General features: G+C 40.3%; 13 protein-coding genes. 4 read left to right on the plus strand and 9 right to left on the minus strand.

From position 1 onward, the window contains the following. Nucleotides 1-60: 60 nt before the first annotated feature. The 8 genes from M5F03_RS09265 to M5F03_RS09300 all read right to left on the minus strand — a co-directional run bounded on the left by M5F03_RS09265 (nucleotide 61) and on the right by M5F03_RS09300 (nucleotide 11,202). The gene (locus tag M5F03_RS09265) at nucleotides 61-651 is read right to left on the minus strand and encodes a tetratricopeptide repeat protein (RefSeq protein ID WP_078189669.1); all 591 of its coding nucleotides are present in this window, start codon (nucleotides 649-651) and stop codon (nucleotides 61-63) included. Next, nucleotides 648-1,241 carry a methionine biosynthesis protein MetW gene (gene metW, locus M5F03_RS09270; protein ID WP_067763682.1) on the minus strand — a complete coding sequence of 198 codons (594 nt, stop codon included), beginning with the start codon at nucleotides 1,239-1,241 and terminating at the stop codon, nucleotides 648-650. The genes M5F03_RS09265 and metW overlap by 4 nt, the downstream gene beginning before the upstream one ends. Then, complete coding sequence (gene metX, locus M5F03_RS09275) at nucleotides 1,241-2,401, minus strand: homoserine O-succinyltransferase MetX (protein WP_078192713.1); 1,161 nt, start codon at nucleotides 2,399-2,401, stop codon at nucleotides 1,241-1,243. Before metX ends, metW begins: the two co-directional genes overlap by 1 nt. Before the next feature lie 104 nt (nucleotides 2,402-2,505). Continuing rightward, nucleotides 2,506-4,203, minus strand: a complete 1,698-nt coding sequence (leuA, locus tag M5F03_RS09280) for a 2-isopropylmalate synthase (RefSeq protein ID WP_111884051.1) — start codon at nucleotides 4,201-4,203, stop codon at nucleotides 2,506-2,508. A gap of 263 nt (nucleotides 4,204-4,466) precedes the next feature. Beyond that, complete coding sequence (locus M5F03_RS09285) at nucleotides 4,467-5,573, minus strand: alpha-hydroxy acid oxidase (protein ID WP_249708213.1); 1,107 nt, start codon at nucleotides 5,571-5,573, stop codon at nucleotides 4,467-4,469. Nucleotides 5,574-5,606: 33 nt separating this feature from the next. Next, on the minus strand, nucleotides 5,607-6,290 hold the full coding sequence (locus tag M5F03_RS09290) for a Fe2+-dependent dioxygenase (RefSeq protein ID WP_078192711.1): 684 nt from the start codon (nucleotides 6,288-6,290) through the stop codon (nucleotides 5,607-5,609). Nucleotides 6,291-6,401: 111 nt separating this feature from the next. After that, nucleotides 6,402-8,714, minus strand: coding sequence for a TonB-dependent receptor (locus tag M5F03_RS09295; protein ID WP_249708126.1), 2,313 nt, complete (start codon nucleotides 8,712-8,714; stop codon nucleotides 6,402-6,404). A 313-nt stretch (nucleotides 8,715-9,027) separates the two neighbouring features. Continuing rightward, complete coding sequence (locus M5F03_RS09300; protein WP_249708127.1) at nucleotides 9,028-11,202, minus strand: TonB-dependent receptor domain-containing protein; 2,175 nt, start codon at nucleotides 11,200-11,202, stop codon at nucleotides 9,028-9,030. Nucleotides 11,203-11,474: 272 nt separating this feature from the next. On the opposite strand from M5F03_RS09300, the gene tig reads away from it, so the two are divergent. The 4 genes from tig (at nucleotide 11,475) to M5F03_RS09320 (ending at nucleotide 15,823) form a co-directional block, all read left to right on the plus strand. Continuing rightward, a complete protein-coding gene (gene tig / locus M5F03_RS09305; RefSeq protein ID WP_180084696.1) occupies nucleotides 11,475-12,806 on the plus strand; it encodes a trigger factor in 1,332 nt (443 codons plus the stop codon). Nucleotides 12,807-13,000: 194 nt separating this feature from the next. Then, nucleotides 13,001-13,606 (plus strand): ATP-dependent Clp endopeptidase proteolytic subunit ClpP, encoded by a 606-nt coding sequence (gene clpP, locus M5F03_RS09310; RefSeq protein ID WP_078192707.1) that lies wholly within the window; start codon nucleotides 13,001-13,003, stop codon nucleotides 13,604-13,606. Nucleotides 13,607-13,635: 29 nt separating this feature from the next. After that, nucleotides 13,636-14,946, plus strand: coding sequence for an ATP-dependent protease ATP-binding subunit ClpX (gene clpX, locus M5F03_RS09315; RefSeq protein ID WP_111884049.1), 1,311 nt, complete (start codon nucleotides 13,636-13,638; stop codon nucleotides 14,944-14,946). 163 nt (nucleotides 14,947-15,109) lie between these two features. Further along, on the plus strand, nucleotides 15,110-15,823 hold the full coding sequence (locus M5F03_RS09320) for a DUF2846 domain-containing protein (RefSeq protein ID WP_180177784.1): 714 nt from the start codon (nucleotides 15,110-15,112) through the stop codon (nucleotides 15,821-15,823). Nucleotides 15,824-15,953: 130 nt separating this feature from the next. On the opposite strand, the gene M5F03_RS09325 is transcribed toward M5F03_RS09320, so the two are convergent. Beyond that, nucleotides 15,954-17,480, minus strand: coding sequence for a fumarate hydratase (locus tag M5F03_RS09325; protein ID WP_180121538.1), 1,527 nt, complete (start codon nucleotides 17,478-17,480; stop codon nucleotides 15,954-15,956). Nucleotides 17,481-18,041 lie beyond the last annotated feature (561 nt).

Below are 18,041 nucleotides of genomic sequence, written 5' to 3' on the forward strand. Positions count from 1 at the left end.
AGATGCTGTGGCTGACAGGCAATAAAAAAGCACCCGAAGGTGCTTTTTAAGATTCAAAACTTATTGTGCTTGAATCCATTTGTCTGCACGGTCACGTGCTTGACGAATTTGGTCTTGGCTTAAGTTGGCTGCCAATGCCGTTTTCTTACCTTCAGACAAGCTAATCACTTTGTTGTCGAGCATGCCATCACGGGTAGAAAGCTCATACCATTGGTATGCACCCATGTAGTTTTTCTTTTGCTCTTCCATCATGGCTAAGTTAAAGCTTGCGCGGTTATCACCACGGCTAGCTGCTTTTTCGAAATATTGACGAGCAAGCGCTTCATCTTTTTTAGTCCCAATGCCATCTGCAAGCATACGACCTACATTAAGCTGTGCTGCAGATAAACCTTGATCAGCAGCAGCCTTATACCATGCAAAAGCTTGACGTTCATCTTTGGCAACGTCTTTACCTTGTTGATATTTAGTGCCTAAGTAAAACTGAGCACCGGGCTGACCTGCTTTAGCAGCTTTACTTAAGCTGTGAATATCCATAATTGAATATTGAGCAGCTTGGCTAGAAACTGAAGATGATGGAGCAACATAATCCGCATGGGCTTGTATGCTAAAAAGTCCAATCAGTAGCGTCGTGCTTAATAATAATTTTTTCATAGAGCGCTCACTCGATAAATTGCGACTTCACCAAATAGATTTGGGAGACGTTTACTCAGTAAACTGTCTTGTTGATCCCCATTCACGGCAAGTCGGTTAATAATCCGGATGTTATTCTCAGCACACAGCGCTTCAAAATCACGGAAAGTACATAAATGAATATTGGGCGTGTTATACCACATATAGGGTAACGCGTCTGAAACGGGCATCATTCCTTTTAATGCAAGGAAAGAACGAGTCTTCCAATGTGCAAAGTTTGGAAAGGTAATAATAGCCTGTTTCCCCACACGCACCATGTCTCTTAAGAGAACGTCTGGTGCATCTACAGCTTGCAAGGCTTGTGCCATAACCACATAGTCAAAAGACTGGTCGGCAAAGCGACTTAAACCTAAGTTCAAGTCCTGTTGGATGATATTTAACCCGCGACTGACTGCAATTGCAATCTTTTCTTGATCAATTTCTAAGCCATATGCACGAATATTGTGCTTTTTGCTCATATGTGCAAGCAGTTCACCGTCACCACACCCTAAATCGAGTACGCTTGAATCTGGTTTAATCCAACGTTCAGCCAGTTGATGATCAATACGCATTAGTTGGTCTCCTTCGGTGTTTCTTGCAGGTGTTTTACACCGCCTAGGAATGCACGTAAGCTTTTCACATATAACGGAATCGGGAACAAGAAAGAGTCATGGCCTTGTTCAGCATCAATATCCACATAGCTCACAGGCTTATGATTGCTAATTAATGCATCTACAATTTCTTGCGAACGAGCAGGGGCAAAACGCCAGTCCGTTGTAAACGAAACAACTAAAAATTGACACTTGGTTTTAGACATCGCGGTTTTTAATGATTGCTCATATTCACGTGATGGATCGAAATAATCTAAAGCCTTGGTCATGATCAAATAGGTATTGGCATCAAAGTTACGGCTAAATTGCTCACCTTGATAACGCAAATAACTTTCGACTTGGAATTCGACGTCAAAGCCATACATAAATTTACCTGACTTTAAGTCACGGCCAAATTTTTGTTTCATGGCTTCTTCAGAGAGGTAAGTGATATGACCGACCATACGGGCCAAGATCAAACCTCGCTTAGGATAACTATCATTTTCTAAATAGCGACCATCATGGAAATCAGGGTCAGACAAAATCGACTGACGCGCCACTTCGTTAAAGGCAATGTTTTGCGCAGACAGTTTTGGTGTACTCGCAATAATCACGCACTTTTGTAAACGATCTGGATAGTCCACAGACCATTGTAGAGCTTGCATGCCCCCTAAAGAGCCGCCAATCACCGCATACCACTGCTGAATTTCTAAACGATCAGACAACATGGCTTGGGTTTTGACCCAGTCACGGACAGTCACTAATGGGAAATCAGGACCATAAGGACGATTGTCATTTTCAGGATTTGGAGAGGTCGGTCCAGTAGAACCGCTACAGCCGCCAATATTATTTAGTGCTACGACAAAGAATTTTGACGTATCAATGGCTTTGCCTGGTCCAATACATGCGTCCCACCAACCCGGCTTACGGTCATCTTCATGATGATAACCTGCTGCATGGTGATGGCCTGACAGAGCATGACAAATCAAAATGGCATTGGATTTGTCCGCATTCAGTTCGCCATAAGTTTCAACCATGAGCTCAAAACGTGGGAGTATGCGATCGCATTCGAGCTCTAACGGCTCTTCAAAAATAAACTTTTGTGGGGTAACTAAGCCCACTGAGTCAGCTGGAAAAGACACAGGAATAATTCGCCTTAAATCTTTAGTATGAATAATAAAAGGATACCACTTGAGGGTATCCTTCTAAAGTCATTTTATTGCTATTTGATATTTAAAGCATTGAATTAGACTGCAGCAGCAATCACTTGTTCAGTACTTAAAACACCTTGTTCAATTAAACGGTTCGTGCTAGCAATAATCGCTTCAATCGATGCAGTCACGATATTATCATGTACACCTGCACCGAATGCAGACTTACCTGTACCTTTCACTTGAAGTTCAATTAATGCCAATGCTTTGGCATGCGCGCCTGAACTGATGCTACGTTCTTCATAGTTCAAGACATCAATCGGTAACTGCAAGGCATTTAAGATGGCAGAGATTGGACCGTTGCCTTCACCGCGCAATTGCTGGATCTCACCGTTCACTTCGACATCAAGCTCAATGACTTGTTTGCCATTTTCATCATGTAAGCGGTAGTTTTTCGCCGCATAATGCGTATCTTTGGCAGCCACATAAGTGTCTTTAAACAATGACCAGATCGCTTGCGCAGAAATCTCAGTACCGTCTTCATCTGTTTTTTGCTGTACGATTTGCGAGAACTCAATTTGAATACGACGAGGCAACACCACGTTGTAATTTGATTCTAACAAGTACGCAATACCGCCTTTACCAGACTGTGAGTTGACACGAATCACGGCATCATAGTCGCGGCCCAAGTCTTTCGGGTCGATTGGCAAATAAGGCATATCCCACATTTCTTCGTTCTTTTGGAACTCGAAACCTTTTTTAATGGCATCTTGGTGTGAACCAGAGAACGCGGTGAAGACCAAATCACCAGCATACGGATGACGAGGGTGTACCGGCAAGCCTGTGCATTCTTCAATGATTGAAATGATTTCGTTAATGTTTGAGAAATCTAAGTTTGGCGCAACACCTTGGGTATACATGTTCAATGCAATCGCTGCAACGTCCACGTTACCTGTACGTTCACCATTACCAAACACACAACCTTCGACACGGTCAGCACCAGCCATAATCGCCAACTCAGAAGCGGCGATACCACAGCCACGGTCGTTATGACAGTGTACAGAAATAATCACACCGTCACGGCGTTGAATGTTGCGGTGCATCCATTCCACTTGGTCGGCATAGACGTTCGGACCTGAAACTTCAACCGTTGCAGGCAAGTTTAAAATCACTTTGTTCTCTGGAGATGCTTCCCAAATTTCAGTGACCGCATCACAGACATCTTTAGCAACTTCTAGTTCTGTTGCAGTAAAACACTCTGGACTGTATTGGAATACAAATTCAGTTTCAGGCTGTTTTGCAGCGTATTCTTTGACTTTCGTTGCGGCATTAATCGCTAATTGTTTTGCACCAGCAACATCAACATTCAACACTTTATTGCGGAAGGTTGGAGAGTTTGAGTTGTAGATATGCACGATGGCACGTTTTGCACCTTGTAAAGATTCAAATGTACGTTGAATCAAATGATCACGTGCTTGAACCAAAACTTCGATGTACACATCATCAGGAATATGACCGCCTTCGATCAACAGACGGGTGAAATCAAAGTCGATTTGTGATGCAGAAGGGAAGCCGATTTCAATGTGTTTGAAACCAATTTTCACAAGCATTTGGAACATTTTGAACTTTTGTTCAATGTTCATTGGCTCGAAGATCGCTTGGTTACCGTCACGAAGGTCGGTACTCATCCAGATCGGCGCTTTATTGATTTCGTTATTTGGCCATTGACGGTCTGGTAAGTCTACACGTTGGTACATGCGACGGTATTTTTTGCTTGGATCTGCCAACATCATGTGAAAACTCCTTATAGCACCGTGGATAAATGTCGTGGATAAACGGCAAGGTACTACTTATATAGATTGTGTCTATTCTAGCAATTTACAAGTTTAATATCGGAGTCTTTAGTCGAAAGTCGAAATAAATCTGTAAAGATTCACATGACTTAGCTTTACCGTAAGCTCGTAAATGTATAACTAAATATTAGTCCATATATTCCGGAAATAATTTCCTATTTTTGCGTCAAGATGCCATTACTGGAAAATATTTTTCTATAAAATTAGCTTTTTTGAAAAATATAATCTTTATTAATCTCATCGACGGTGGCTGTTCCCATCAATGCCATTGTAATCTCAAATTCTTCTTTCAGTATTTTGAGTACATGGGCAACACCTAAAGCGCCCGCTGTAGCTAAACCATAAATGCAGGGACGGCCGACTAATACGGCAGATGCACCCAAGGCTATCGCTTTAAACACATCTGAACCACGACGAATACCACCATCATATAAAACTGGAAAATCCTTAGGCACAACTTTTTTAATCAGTTCTAAGGCGGTGAGAGGGGAAATGCAACCGTCCAGTACGCGCCCACCATGATTCGACACAATAATGCCTTGTACACCGTGTTGCAGGGCAAGTTCAGCATCATGTGGACTGACAATGCCCTTTAAAATAATCGGTAATGAGGTGTTTTGACTGAGCCAAAGGATATCGGCCCATGTCGGTGCGATTTTCATCAGACCGTTAAATACGGGATGGTCGCCATCATTGAGCTCAGGCAATGGGATATGTGCAGGGGTATGCGGATGTTGCATGCCTTCAGGCAAATGGAAAAACACTCGACGTTCACGGTCACGAATCCCTGTATGCGGGGAATCAATGGTTACTACAATCGCTGTGTAAGCATGTTCTTCTGCCATCTTGACCAGTGATAATGACTTTTCGCGCTCACCTTGCCAATACAATTGGAACCATTTGTACGGATTGTCCTGCTTTAACTCACGCATATCTGTATTGGTAAACGTACTGAGGATCATATTGCTGCCAAGGACTTCGGCAGCGAGGGCTGTTGCAGCTTCGGCGTCAGGATGAAATTGTTGTTGATGACCTATCGGGGCTACAAAAATAGGATGTGGGAAACGTTGCCCTAAGATTTCGATTTGGGTATGACCTTGGGTTAGATCTTTCAGCATACGTGGTAGCAGTTGTATCTGTTCAAACTGAGACAAATTGCCAAGGACACTGTGTTCATCCATCGAGCCGCCTTGCAAGTACTGCCACACCATGTTGGAAAGGTGTTTTTCAGCCTCGACTTCATAATCTGCAATCGTTTGCAAATGAGCTGGAATCTGAGTGAGTGGCGCTAAAATGTTGTGATCAGTCATTGTCAGTTTGTCCATGTCTATTGACCTTGAGCTTTAAATTTCGGCCCATTTGCGGATGAGGTTGTGATACAGACTAGTCAACTTGACGACTTCACTATGTGCATCACCCAATTGCATACGCAAATTTTGAATGCTTTGATCGAGATTAAATAACATGTGACGCTCAGCATCTTCACGGATCATACTTTGCAACCAAAAAAATGACGCAATACGACAGCCTGCAGTCACAGGAGTAACTTCATGCACACTAGTAGATGGATACAAAATCAAATCTCCGGCAGGCAATTTCACTTCGTGGTAGCCATAGGTGTCTTCTACCACAAGTTCACCGCCTTCATATTCTTCGGGTTCACTTAGAAAAATCGTGCAGGACAAATCGGTACGAATTTTTTGATTGCTGTCGGGCATCCAGCGAATGGCATTGTCGACATGGAAACCAAACGTTTCACCATTTTCATAGCGGTTAAAATAGGGCGGCAAAATATTGAGGGGGAGAGCCGCTGATGTAAAAAGCGCGTGTTGTGACAATTCATGCAGAATAATGTCACCTAAATGCTGTGTTAATGGATGGTCTATATCTAGCTGTTGGTTGTTTTTTACATTTTTAGACAGTGAGCCCGTAGTTTTTTGACCATTAATCCATTCTACTTTTTGCATTTCTGTGCGGAAGTAGTTGACCTGTTCTTTACTCAATACATTTGGGATATGGTGAATCACGGCCTAACCCTTTGGAACTGTAATATTAATGTTTTGATCATATACAAAAATAGCCTCGAAGCGAGGCTATTTGAGTCAATACCATAAATTATTTATGGTATTTATTTTTTCTTAGTATTTGAAGTTAACAGATAGAACTGCGCTGCGACCTTCTGCTTCAGTGGCATAGTGAGATGCGTAGGCTTTAGTGAAATAACGTTTGTCAGAAAGGTTATTTACATTCAACTGTAAATCCACATTTTTGTTAACGGTATAACGCGCCATGGCATCGTAGCGTACGTAGCTTGGAACCCATTTCGTATTGGTAGCATTACCAAATACTTTATCCATGTAGGTAGCGCCACCACCAATTGTGAACTGTGGAAGGACTTGGTAAGTTGTCCAAAGTGTTGCTGAGTTTTTCGCAACGTTTTGAACTTGGTTACCATTGCTTGGATTTGCAACATAGTCGTCACCGACTTTCGTGAAACCACCGTCAACTAATTCGCTGTCTAAGTAGGTATAACCTGCCATTACAGCCCACTTATCAGTTACATTACCTGTAACACCAAGTTCGATACCATCAACACGTGTTTCACCAATGTTGCTTGTAGTACCCTCTGTTGTTGTTGCACGTGTATTGGTTTTTTCTGTACGGAAAATTGCAGCAGTTAAGTTTAAACGGTCGTTTAATACATCCCATTTCGTTCCTAACTCGTAAGTTTTAACCTCTTCGGGTTTAAGGTTTTCGATTGCTGCAGTAATACCTTCTGAGCCATCACCACCATCAACACCGACTGGATTTGAGGATGTCGCATAGCTTGCATAGATACTGCTATTTTCAGTTGGTTTAAATGTTAAACCTGCTTGCCAGTTAATAAAGTCTTTTTCATTTTTGATTGATACTTTATCGCCAGCTTGAGCTTTAGCAGGATTTGAGGTCACATTGCTGTTGAGCGCACCATAAGTCATCGTTTGCTCTGTTGAGTAATCATCCCAACGTACACCCAAATCTAAGATCCATTGTGGGTGTAATTCAATGCTATCAAGGAAATATACTGAAGTATTTTTAGTTTCGATATTATAAAGATCTGCGCCAGCAGTACTTAAAGAGCCTGTCCAATTACCACGGTCAGGGTTTTGCACTGATGTACACCAACCATTTGCGATCGAATCTGCCGGACAAGATTGATGTGCAGAGCCTGTCGAGTTTTTGCCGTCAATAATATACTGGGTACGATCTGTTTCTTGATCTGAATATTCTGCGCCCAAATTAAAACGATGTTTTAAAAAGCCTGTGTCAAATTTACCAGTTAAAGCCAGTTGATCAGTAAAGCCATCTGTATCCGCAATTCGTGAATTTGCACGTGCCCATACATTTCCCGTTAATTGACCGGTTGATTTATCAAAAAAATTACCTTTTGAGTCATCAGGGTTCGTCCAAAGGTAATCATTTTTAGATTTGCTATAAACTGCAGTATTGGTCAATGTCAAATCGTCAGTTAAGTCATGTTCTAGCTTGATAGTACCAATGTGATTTTCTTGTTTTTGGAAATCACGATCTTTCCAGCCGTAATACATACCTTGTTTTACATCTATTGGCTTACCATTACCATTTAGGCCAGCATTTGCATTTGTTGCTGCAAAAGGGTTGTTATAAGGAATGCCTGAATCAGGGATATCGTCCGATTTTAGATAGTAATAGCCAACAGTTGCACGAGTAGGGGTATCTAAACCAAAAGTAATGCTTGGTGCAATACCAGCACGTTTGTATTCAGCACCATCAGCTTGACCTGCTTTCTCATTCATGTGTCCCATAACGGCAACACGTGCAGCAATCCCATTGCCAAAATCTTTGTTGCCATCAAGCGTCACACGTGCATAAGCATCTGTTCCACCAGCAACTGAACCTTCTAAAAAGTCACCTTTTTTCGCAACTTTCGAAATCATGTTGATACTGCCGCCAGAAGTACCTGCACCACCCATAGCAGAAGCTGAACCTTTGGTAACTTCTACTTGCTCTACAGCAAACATCTCACGGTTTTGAGAAGTTGAGTTACGTACACCGTCAACATACATTGAGCTTTCAGAGTTATAACCACGAATAAATGGACGGTCGCCATTTGGATTGCCACCTTCACCAGCACCGAGGGTAATTCCAGGTACTGTACGTAAAGCATCACTTAAAGTTGTGACTTGCGTGTCTTCAATCAGTTGCTTAGAAATCACTGATACAGATTTTGGTGTATCAAGAAGGGGAGCAACAAATTTAGCATTCGCAGATTTATCAACTTTTAAGCTTGGTGCCTTTTCAGCAACAACTTCTTGGTTAATCGTTGGAAGTTGAGTAACTTGCTCTTGCGCGACTGCATTAACAGCAATGACAGAAAGAGAAGAAGCAATTGCTGAAGAAACAATTTTCTTACGTGTTTTAATGAAGGCCATTTCGAACCCGATTTGGAATAGTGAATTTGTATGCGAATAATAATGATTCTTATTTGTTCTTACATCTTTATGTAATTGTAAATCACGATAAATAATCATATTGTGATAGTAGTATTTAATGTAATGATATAACAAGTATTAATTAAGGCTATGTTTTTATTTAATATTGATAAAATATATTGTTTTTTTATATTTAATTGAGATTATAAATAAAGCTATGATTGTGAATTGAATAAGCATAAATCGTAATTGTTAATGCAAAAAAACCTGCCGAAGCAGGTTTTTTAGTTTTGTCTTTTATAAGTACTAAAAGTTAGAAATCATAAGAAATGGATAACCAGTAGTTACGACCAGCTAAGTAAGTTCCAGCCATTGAAGAACCTATAGTCATGTAGTCATAGTAAGATGTCTCTACACCTTGGCTATTGATATAAGTTCCATTGCTTGTGAAGTCTTTATCTAATAAGTTATTTACAGAACCATTAATACGAATATTGTCGTTAAGGCTATAACTTGTACCGAGGTTAAATAAATTATACCCCTTCAACTTATTGCCAGTTGCAGCATAAATGATGCCAGCATCACCAGCAGTTTGGACTGTACTATAACGTTTACGATCAGATTTATACTCATGCTGTAACCAAACATCGAGTGAAGGATTAATATGCCAAGTAGATGTCATATTAAAAGCATTTTTGGGTACGTTATTTAGGTACGAGCCTTTATTTTCACCTTTTGTGATCTCACTTTCCATATAGGTATATGCAGCTTTAATATCCCATTCAGGGATAATGCTGTATTTCAAGCTAACTTCAATGCCCTTAGTTTCTGCTTCATTGGCATTAATACTTTGTGAAAAACTATCTTGAGTAATATGGGAACCATAGCTGACACAACCTGCTTGGTTTGGATTTGTTTCAGAGTAACAGTTCCAAAGGTCAGCTCCATCAGTTATCAGATCTTCAATTTTATTAAAGAATGCCGTTGTGGTTAAGTCAAAGCTACCTTTGTTATAATTAAAGCCTAATTCATAGTTGGTGGATTCTTCAGGTTTAAGATTAGGAGAGCCGACACCAAAAGTTGCACCTTGACCACTAACACTAATCACGCCATTGTGTAATGCTTTTGCAGAAGGTGCTTTGTAACCCGTACTTACACCACCTTTCAGTGTTAGATTTTCATTAGTATTCCAAACTAAATATGCTCGTGGGCTGAAGTGACCACCAAAACCTGAATGATCTTCATAACGTCCACCTAAAGTTAAAGCAACTGAATCTAAAAGGCGCCATTCATCTTCAGCGTAGAAAGATAATGAGTCTTTTTTGAATTTTGAACCCACGCCCGCAATATCGTCAGCAATTTCTGCTTCTTTATATTCGGCACCTAATGTGATTTTATGATCTGCAATAGGCATGACGATATGTGTATCAGCAACAAAGTCAGTGTTTTCTAATGTACGATCTGTACCTGCAAATGCATTTAATGGGAATGTGTTTCGTGGAATAGTACGGCCTACGGTTTCAGTAGTTGTATGGCTTACGTAAGATGACCATTTACCAAAATCATAGTTACCCTCATGTCCAGCAGAAATTTGATCACGGTTAAATTCTAGTTCGTCTTTATAACCATTAGCACGGCTCGGTGTGTCTTGAGTGCCCAGTCGATTATCATCATTTTTATAGTTTTGACTTGAATGGAAGCCATCTAACCAGAAACTATTTTTATCATCTAAGTTAAAGGATAATTTACCACCAAAATCAAAATTATCTGCTTCACTTGGGCGTGGGTCACGGCCAGATGTACCTGGAATACGTTCAGATTTTTGACGGTCCAAATAAGAACCGCGTAGCTGCATCCCTAATCGTTCGCTTATAAGAGGGCCATTTAAAACAAAACTGGTTTTTGCTGAGTCGGCTTCCCCATTATGTTCCATGAGGTTACCACTCACAGTAACATTACCAGTCCATGTATCAGACACTTTTTTAGTAATAATGTTGATTACACCACCCATTGCCTCTGAGCCATAGCGAGTAGCCATAGGACCACGAATGACCTCAATACGCTCAATTGCAGCAAGGGGTGGTAAGTAACCATTTGATGATTCACCGAAACCATTTGGAGTTACGTCAGAAGATGTTGTTTGGCGACGTCCATCAATTAAAACCAAACTATAGTCATTACCTAGACCACGCATTTTTACGTTTAAGCCGGATGTTTTACCAATACCGTCACGAATATCAATGCCCGGAATGTCAGCTAGTAAATCTGCAATGCTAGAAGCATTTTTCTTTTCTATGTCTGCTTTTGTAACAACACTGATTGAAGCAGGAGCATTCTTGATCTTTTGTTCAAAGCCCGCTGCAGAAACAACAATGGTTTCCATCTGTTGAGCTTGAGATTCAGTCGTTTCAGCATGTGCGAAACTCGTAGTAGTTACAATTGCCCCAAATAAAGCAGCGGAAAGAGGGTTGAGATTAAATTTACTCATAAAAGAATACCAAATATGGACAAGATAAATATATGAAAATAAATTAAAAAAATATCATTAAGAATAATAGTGAGAAAGTTTCTCATTTTCAATGGTGAATTAAAAAATAATCAATATTTCTTCGAATTAAGCTGAAAAATTCTAAAAATAAGAAGGGCATCCATGCCTGAATTTATAGTGTTATAATCCATTTTTGTATATCTTTAATTGTTGTCATATAATGTGGCACTTTTTTTTAAAACTGTTTTAACTAACAAATTATCGAGGAAGCCATGCAAGTAACTTCTGAAGCGGTTTCGGGCGTTGCCCGTCGTTTAAATGTATCTGTACCGACGAGCCGTATTAACGAGCAGTTTGAAGCTCGCTTGAAACGCACTGCCAAAACTGTGAAGATCAACGGCTTCCGTCCAGGTAAAGTACCTGTAAACGTTGTTCGTCGTGAATACGGTGCTGGTATCTATCAAGAAGTTGTAAACGACATCATTCGTGACACAGTATTCGAAGCGATCCAACAAGAAAAAATCAATGCTGTTGGTATGCCAAACATTGAAAAAACTGAAATGAAAGATGATGCTTTAGTTTATGAAGCAACTGTAGAAGTTTATCCAGAAGTTGAAGTTAAGTTCGAAGGCCTAGAAGTTGAACGTAAAGCAACTTCAGTTGACGACAAAGACGTTGAGAAGATGATTGAAAATCTTCAAAAACAACGTGCTTCATGGGTTGAAACTAAAGGCATGGCTAAAAAAGACATGCAAGTAACTTTCGACTTTGAAGGTACTGTTGATGGCGAGAAGTTTGAAGGCGGCGCTGCTGAAGACTTTAAACTCGTTCTTGGTTCTGGTCGTATGATCCCTGGCTTCGAAGACGGTATCGTTGGTATGAAGAAAGGCGAAGAGAAAGTTATCGATGTAACTTTCCCTGAAGACTACCAAGCTGAAAACCTTGCTGGTAAAGCTGCTCAATTCAAAATCACTGTTAAGCTTGTTGAAAAACAAAAACTTCCAGAAGTTGATGCTGAATTCTTAAAAATCTTCGGTCTAACTGAAGAAGAAGGCGTTGAAAAACTGAAAGCTGACGTGCGTAAAAACATGGAACGTGAAGTGAAAAACGGTCTTCGTAACCAAGTGAAAGGTGCAACTTTTGATGCCCTTGTAGCTGCAAACGAAGTAGAACTTCCAGAAGCAATGGTTGCTCAAGAAATTGACCGTCAACGTCAACAAATGATCCAACAATTCACTCAACAGTTTGGTGCTCAAGGCGCTAAAGCGTTTGATTCAAGCATGCTTCCAGATGACCTATTCAAAGAGCAAGCTGAAAAATCAGTTAAACTTGGTGTATTAGTCAGCAAAGTATTAGCTGATGCTAAAATTGAAGTTGATGCTGCACGTGTTGATGCTTACATCGAAGACATGGCTTCTTCTTACGAAGATCCTAAAGAAGTAATCGAATACTTCAACAACGATAAACAGCAACGTGCTCAAATCGAAGCTGTTATACTAGAAGACCAAGTTGTAGATCACATCTTAGCTTCTGCTAAAGTAACTGATACAACTGTGAGCTATGAAGACTTACTGAAAGAGCAACAAGCTCGTCAACAAGGCTAATTTCTAGCTTTCAAAAAAAGGCGCATTAAGCGCCTTTTTTTATCGAAATTTGCCCCCAAATAAGTTGTCCTGATTTCACAATGCTTATGAAAAAAATATCTGTTATTTAATTGGGAATCTTTTGCAATTTCGACAAATATCCCTCATATTGTGAATTATGGGTTGAGTCAGAAAAATTTAGGAATAAATAACGTATGTATGTTCCAACAATTGAAAACGCACTAGTGCCGATGGTGGTAGAACAGTCATCTCGTGGCGAGCGTTCTTTTGATATTTATTCACGCCTTTTGCGTGAACGTGTGATTTTTTTAACCGGTGAAGTTGAAGACAACATGGCAAATTTGATTGTTGCCCAAATGTTGTTCTTAGAAGCAGAAAACCCAGATAAAGATATTCATTTATATATCAACTCACCAGGCGGTTCGGTTACTGCAGGTATGGCGATTTACGATACCATGCAATTTATTAAACCTGATGTTGTGACTTACTGCATGGGGCAAGCAGCATCCATGGGTGCATTCCTGCTTAATGCCGGTGCTAAAGGCAAACGTTACTGTCTTGAAAATGCCCGTGTCATGATTCACCAACCACTCGGTGGTTTCCGTGGTCAGGCATCTGACATTGAAATTCATGCACGTGAAATTCTATTCATCAAAGAACGTTTAAATCGTTTAATGGCAGAGCATAGTGGTCAAGACTACGAAACTGTTGCTCGAGATACTGACCGTGACAATTTTATGACAGCGCAAGCTGCGAAAGAATACGGTCTTGTGGACGAAGTTTTATCTAAACGCCCATAAGTTTTAAAGAATTAATTATTGGAGTGAATATGTCCGAACATCCTCAAGGACAAAAGCATTGTTCATTTTGCGGTAAAACGCAGTCTGAAGTCGGGAAACTGATTGCAGGTGAGGACGCGTACATCTGTAATGAGTGTGTGGACGTATGTCTTGACCTAGTTCAGACCAGTCAGCAAGTTGAATCAAATGACTGGGCAACTCGTCCTTTACCAAAACCGCATGAAATCCGTGCTGCGCTTGACCAATATGTGATTGGTCAAGATGTTGCGAAAAAGACCCTCTCTGTTGCGGTATACAACCACTATAAACGCCTAAAAGTTGGCACCAGTGGTAAAAAACCAGAAGACGGTGTAGAGATTTCGAAAAGTAACATCATGTTGGTTGGACCAACAGGTTCAGGTAAAACACTGCTTGCTCAGACACTTGCGCGTCTTTTAGATGTGCCATTTGCGATGGCAGATGCAACGACTTTAACTGAAGCCGGTTATGTGGGTGAAGACGTTGAGAACATTGTTCAAAAACTCCTTCAAAAAGCCGATTACGATGTAGAAAAAGCGCAAAAGGGCATTATCTATATCGATGAAATCGACAAAATTACCCGTAAGTCTGAAAACCCATCTATTACTCGTGATGTATCGGGTGAAGGTGTTCAGCAAGCGTTATTGAAAATGATCGAAGGTACGGTTGCGTCGATTCCGCCTCAAGGTGGTCGTAAGCATCCGCAGCAAGAATTTATTCAAATTGATACTTCAAATATCCTGTTTATCTGTGGTGGCGCATTCTCTGGTCTAGAGAAAATCGTACAGCAGCGTCAAGAAAAAGGTGGTATCGGCTTTACAGCTGAAGTGCGTAAGAAAGATGAAACTAAAAAATTATCTGACTTATTCCGCCAAGTTGAAGCGACAGATTTGGTTAAATTTGGTCTGATTCCTGAATTTATTGGTCGTTTACCTGTGATTGCCACCTTGGAAGAACTCGACGAAGAAGCATTGATGCAGATTCTGACAGAACCAAAAAATGCATTGACACGTCAGTACCAATATTTATTTGAAATGGAAAATGTTGACCTTGTATTTGAAGACTCAGCATTACGTGCCGTGGCTAAAAAAGCCCTTGACCGTAATACGGGTGCGCGTGGTCTACGTTCGATTTTAGAAAATTCATTGCTTGAAACGATGTATGACCTACCAAGTCGTTCAGATGTGGGTACGGTTGTCATCAATGAAGCGGTGATTAATGGTGAAGCGGAACCTGAATTTAAATCAGAACGTCAACCAAAGAAAACTGAAGAAGCTGCACCGAAGTCAGATTTAAAAGTTGTGAACTCTAAATCTGCTTAAGCGCTATTCGTCTGAAACGTGTGTAAATCCAAGATTTGCACACGTTTTTTATTTCCAAAAATAAAGGCAGAATGTTAATCTCAGCAGGATGGCGTGGATGCCTGAATGTAAAAAACTGAAAACAAAAGTGTAAAAATAAAAAAAGACGCAGTGAGGGATAATCATGCGTGGAGTTGCAATTCTACTTTTAAGCAGTGTAGCGCTGCTGGGTTGTCATGGAAAATCAGCCATTGAGCAAACGTCATTGGCTTCAACATTAAAGCCCGTGGATCCTGAAAGTAAACCGGATCATATTGAGCAATATCGATTGGGTATGTTTACCATTGGTGGTTGGATCAATCAGAAACAAGGTCGACATTTTCAAGAAGTGAAAGCTCAACATGATCAAGCAGCGATTGTGTATTTATATCGTCCAGACAGTAAATGGAATCGTCAAGAAATTGTGGCCAGCAGCTTATTTCTGAACAGTGAGCGTATTCCAAGTTTATTGAATAATCATTATTACTGGGTGGAGTTACCGGCAGGGAATTACCGCTTATCGTCCAGTCGCCCTTTGGGGGTGAATCATTTTCAAAAACCTAAATATTTAGACTTTGATGTTGAAGCAGGTCAAACTTACTTCATTAAATATGATGAAGAGAATTTATCCAGTAAAAGAACGGTTTCAGGGCCATTGCTGCTCATGCCTGAAAAAATTGGTCGAAATGAAATCGCATTTACAGAGTTGAAATCCAACAGTTTTAACTTTGTGGCAGAAGATCAAAACACTGGAAAAGTGCGGAAAAGTGCGCAGAAGTTGAAAGCACCTCATTATGATCCTGCGGAAGATGTGCAGTTGACCAAGCCTTTTAAACTGTGGAATCCATTAACTTGGTAATGTAATTAGCTCGTGTTTTTGAGTGTGTGAAAATATTAAATAGCGAATGTCATTCGACAAACAGCCTAAATATTGACATTAAAAAAAGCACCCGATGGGGTGCTTTTTTTAGATCTTGAATGTGGCGAAATTAGTTCGCAGCAGCATCAACTACTGGGATTTTACCAATTTTTGCTTGCCAGATTTTTGGTGCAGTCGCGTGTACAGAAGTACCATTTACGTCAACAGCTACAGATACTGGCATGTCTTTTACAACAAATTTGTAGATCGCTTCCATACCTAAGTCAGCGAAAGCAACCACTTCAGCTTCACGAATCGCTTTCGATACTAAGTACGCAGCACCACCGACAGCCATGAGGTAAGTTGCTTTGTTGTCTTTGATTGCTTCAACAGCAGCAGGACCACGATCAGCTTTACCAATCATACCGAACATGCCAGTTGCTTCAAGTACTTGACGTGTGAACTTATCCATACGTGTTGCAGTTGTTGGGCCAGCAGGACCAACGACTTCGTCACCGACTGGATCAACAGGGCCAACGTAGTAAATAAATTTACCTTTTAGGTCAACTGGAAGTTCTTCACCTTTGTTTAACATGTCAACCATACGTTTGTGCGCAGCGTCACGACCCGTATAGATTGTACCGTTAAGAAGTAGTGTGTCACCTGGTTGCCAAGAGTTCATTTCTTCTTGAGTGATGTTATCTAAGTCAACACGTTTAGACGTTGATGAATCCCAAGTTACTGCAGGATAGTCTTCAAGGCTAGGCGCTTGAATATGCGCTACACCTGAACCGTCTAATTGGAAATGCGCATGACGAGTTGCAGCGCAGTTAGGAATCATACCCACTGGTTTACCTGCAGCGTGACATGGGTAGTCTTTGATTTTGATATCAAGAACAGTCGTTAAACCGCCAAGACCTTGAGCACCAATACCTAAAGCATTTACTTTTTCGAAGATTTCGATACGAAGTTCTTCGATTTGGTTTTGTGGGCCACGACGAAGGAGTTCGTCCATGTTGATTTCTTCCATCAATGCTTCTTTTGCAAGCATCATGGCTTTTTCAGCAGTACCACCAATACCGATACCGAGCATACCAGGAGGACACCAACCTGCACCCATTGTTGGAACAGTTTTAAGTACCCAATCTACGATAGAGTCAGAAGGATTAAGCATTGCAAGCTTAGATTTATTTTCTGAACCGCCACCTTTAGCAGCAACAGTAATATCAACTTTATTACCCGGAACGAGTTTGTAATGAATTACAGCAGGGGTGTTGTCTCTGGTATTTTTACGACCAAAAGCAGGATCAGCTAATACTGATGCACGAAGAATGTTTGAGTTTTCAAGATAACCTTGACGTACACCTTCGTTGATTGCATCGTCTAGGCTCATGGTTAAATCAAATTTAACGTCTAAGCCCACTTCAAGAAATACGTTCACAATACCCGTATCTTGACAGATAGGACGATGGCCTTCTGCACACATACGAGAGTTAATTAAAATTTGTGCAATCGCGTCTTTTGCGGCTTTGTTTTCTTCACGGTCATACGCACGGCTCATCGCTTGGATGAAGTCCTGTGGGTGATAGTAAGAAATGAACTGAAGCGCATCTTTTACCGATGTGATCAAGTCATCTTGCTTGATAATAGTTGTCATACAAATATCTCTTGAGCGGGCTGATAGCTAGCGGGCTAAATTATAAGACAAAAACACAGTTGTGTGGGTATTTCGCTTAATCTTTGGCCGAAAGTTTAATAGGGTTTAACAGTGCCGTGTTTCGCTGTCATCAATAGCCTGAAATGACGTTTTCACTGTCATATTTCATGAAATATTTGTCACATAACTAGAGGATAAGATTTGTTTTTGTTTCTAAGATTTTGAAATTAAATAATATTTATTATTTTTGAATATTTCATATTTGTCATATAACTGTCATAAAACTTTTACATAATGACGTCATCAAAGTTAGAGTGTGAAATATATGGTTACTCCAGTGTTGTCAGTTATTGGTTTTTCTCTGTTTATCGCAGCAACTTGGTTCTACGGTCAACAAGAAGATCAAGCCTAAAGCTTTATCTTCTTTTTTTTGCTTTAAATTTTATAAAAAATAATATTCTTCTTCAAATCTTCAAATCTTCAAATCTTCAAATCTTCAAATCTTCAAATCTTCAAATCTTCAAATCTTCAAATCTTCAAATCTAATCATGAGTAATAGCT

The organism is Acinetobacter amyesii (genome assembly GCF_023499985.1).
GTDB lineage: Bacteria > Pseudomonadota > Gammaproteobacteria > Pseudomonadales > Moraxellaceae > Acinetobacter > Acinetobacter amyesii.

Excerpts from the sequence above, each read along its gene's own strand:
- M5F03_RS09265 (WP_078189669.1), bottom strand. The coding sequence starts at position 651 with ATGAAAAAATTATTATTAAGCACGACGCTACTGATTGGACTTTTTAGC.
- metW (WP_067763682.1), bottom strand. The coding sequence starts at position 1,241 with ATGCGTATTGATCATCAACTGGCTGAACGTTGGATTAAACCAGATTCA.
- leuA (WP_111884051.1), bottom strand. The coding sequence starts at position 4,203 with ATGATGTTGGCAGATCCAAGCAAAAAATACCGTCGCATGTACCAACGT.
- M5F03_RS09285 (WP_249708213.1), bottom strand. The coding sequence starts at position 5,573 with ATGACTGATCACAACATTTTAGCGCCACTCACTCAGATTCCAGCTCAT.
- M5F03_RS09295 (WP_249708126.1), bottom strand. The coding sequence starts at position 8,714 with ATGGCCTTCATTAAAACACGTAAGAAAATTGTTTCTTCAGCAATTGCT.
- M5F03_RS09300 (WP_249708127.1), bottom strand. The coding sequence starts at position 11,202 with ATGAGTAAATTTAATCTCAACCCTCTTTCCGCTGCTTTATTTGGGGCA.
- tig (WP_180084696.1), top strand. The coding sequence starts at position 11,475 with ATGCAAGTAACTTCTGAAGCGGTTTCGGGCGTTGCCCGTCGTTTAAAT.
- clpP (WP_078192707.1), top strand. The coding sequence starts at position 13,001 with ATGTATGTTCCAACAATTGAAAACGCACTAGTGCCGATGGTGGTAGAA.
- clpX (WP_111884049.1), top strand. The coding sequence starts at position 13,636 with ATGTCCGAACATCCTCAAGGACAAAAGCATTGTTCATTTTGCGGTAAA.
- M5F03_RS09320 (WP_180177784.1), top strand. The coding sequence starts at position 15,110 with ATGCGTGGAGTTGCAATTCTACTTTTAAGCAGTGTAGCGCTGCTGGGT.
- M5F03_RS09325 (WP_180121538.1), bottom strand. The coding sequence starts at position 17,480 with ATGACAACTATTATCAAGCAAGATGACTTGATCACATCGGTAAAAGAT.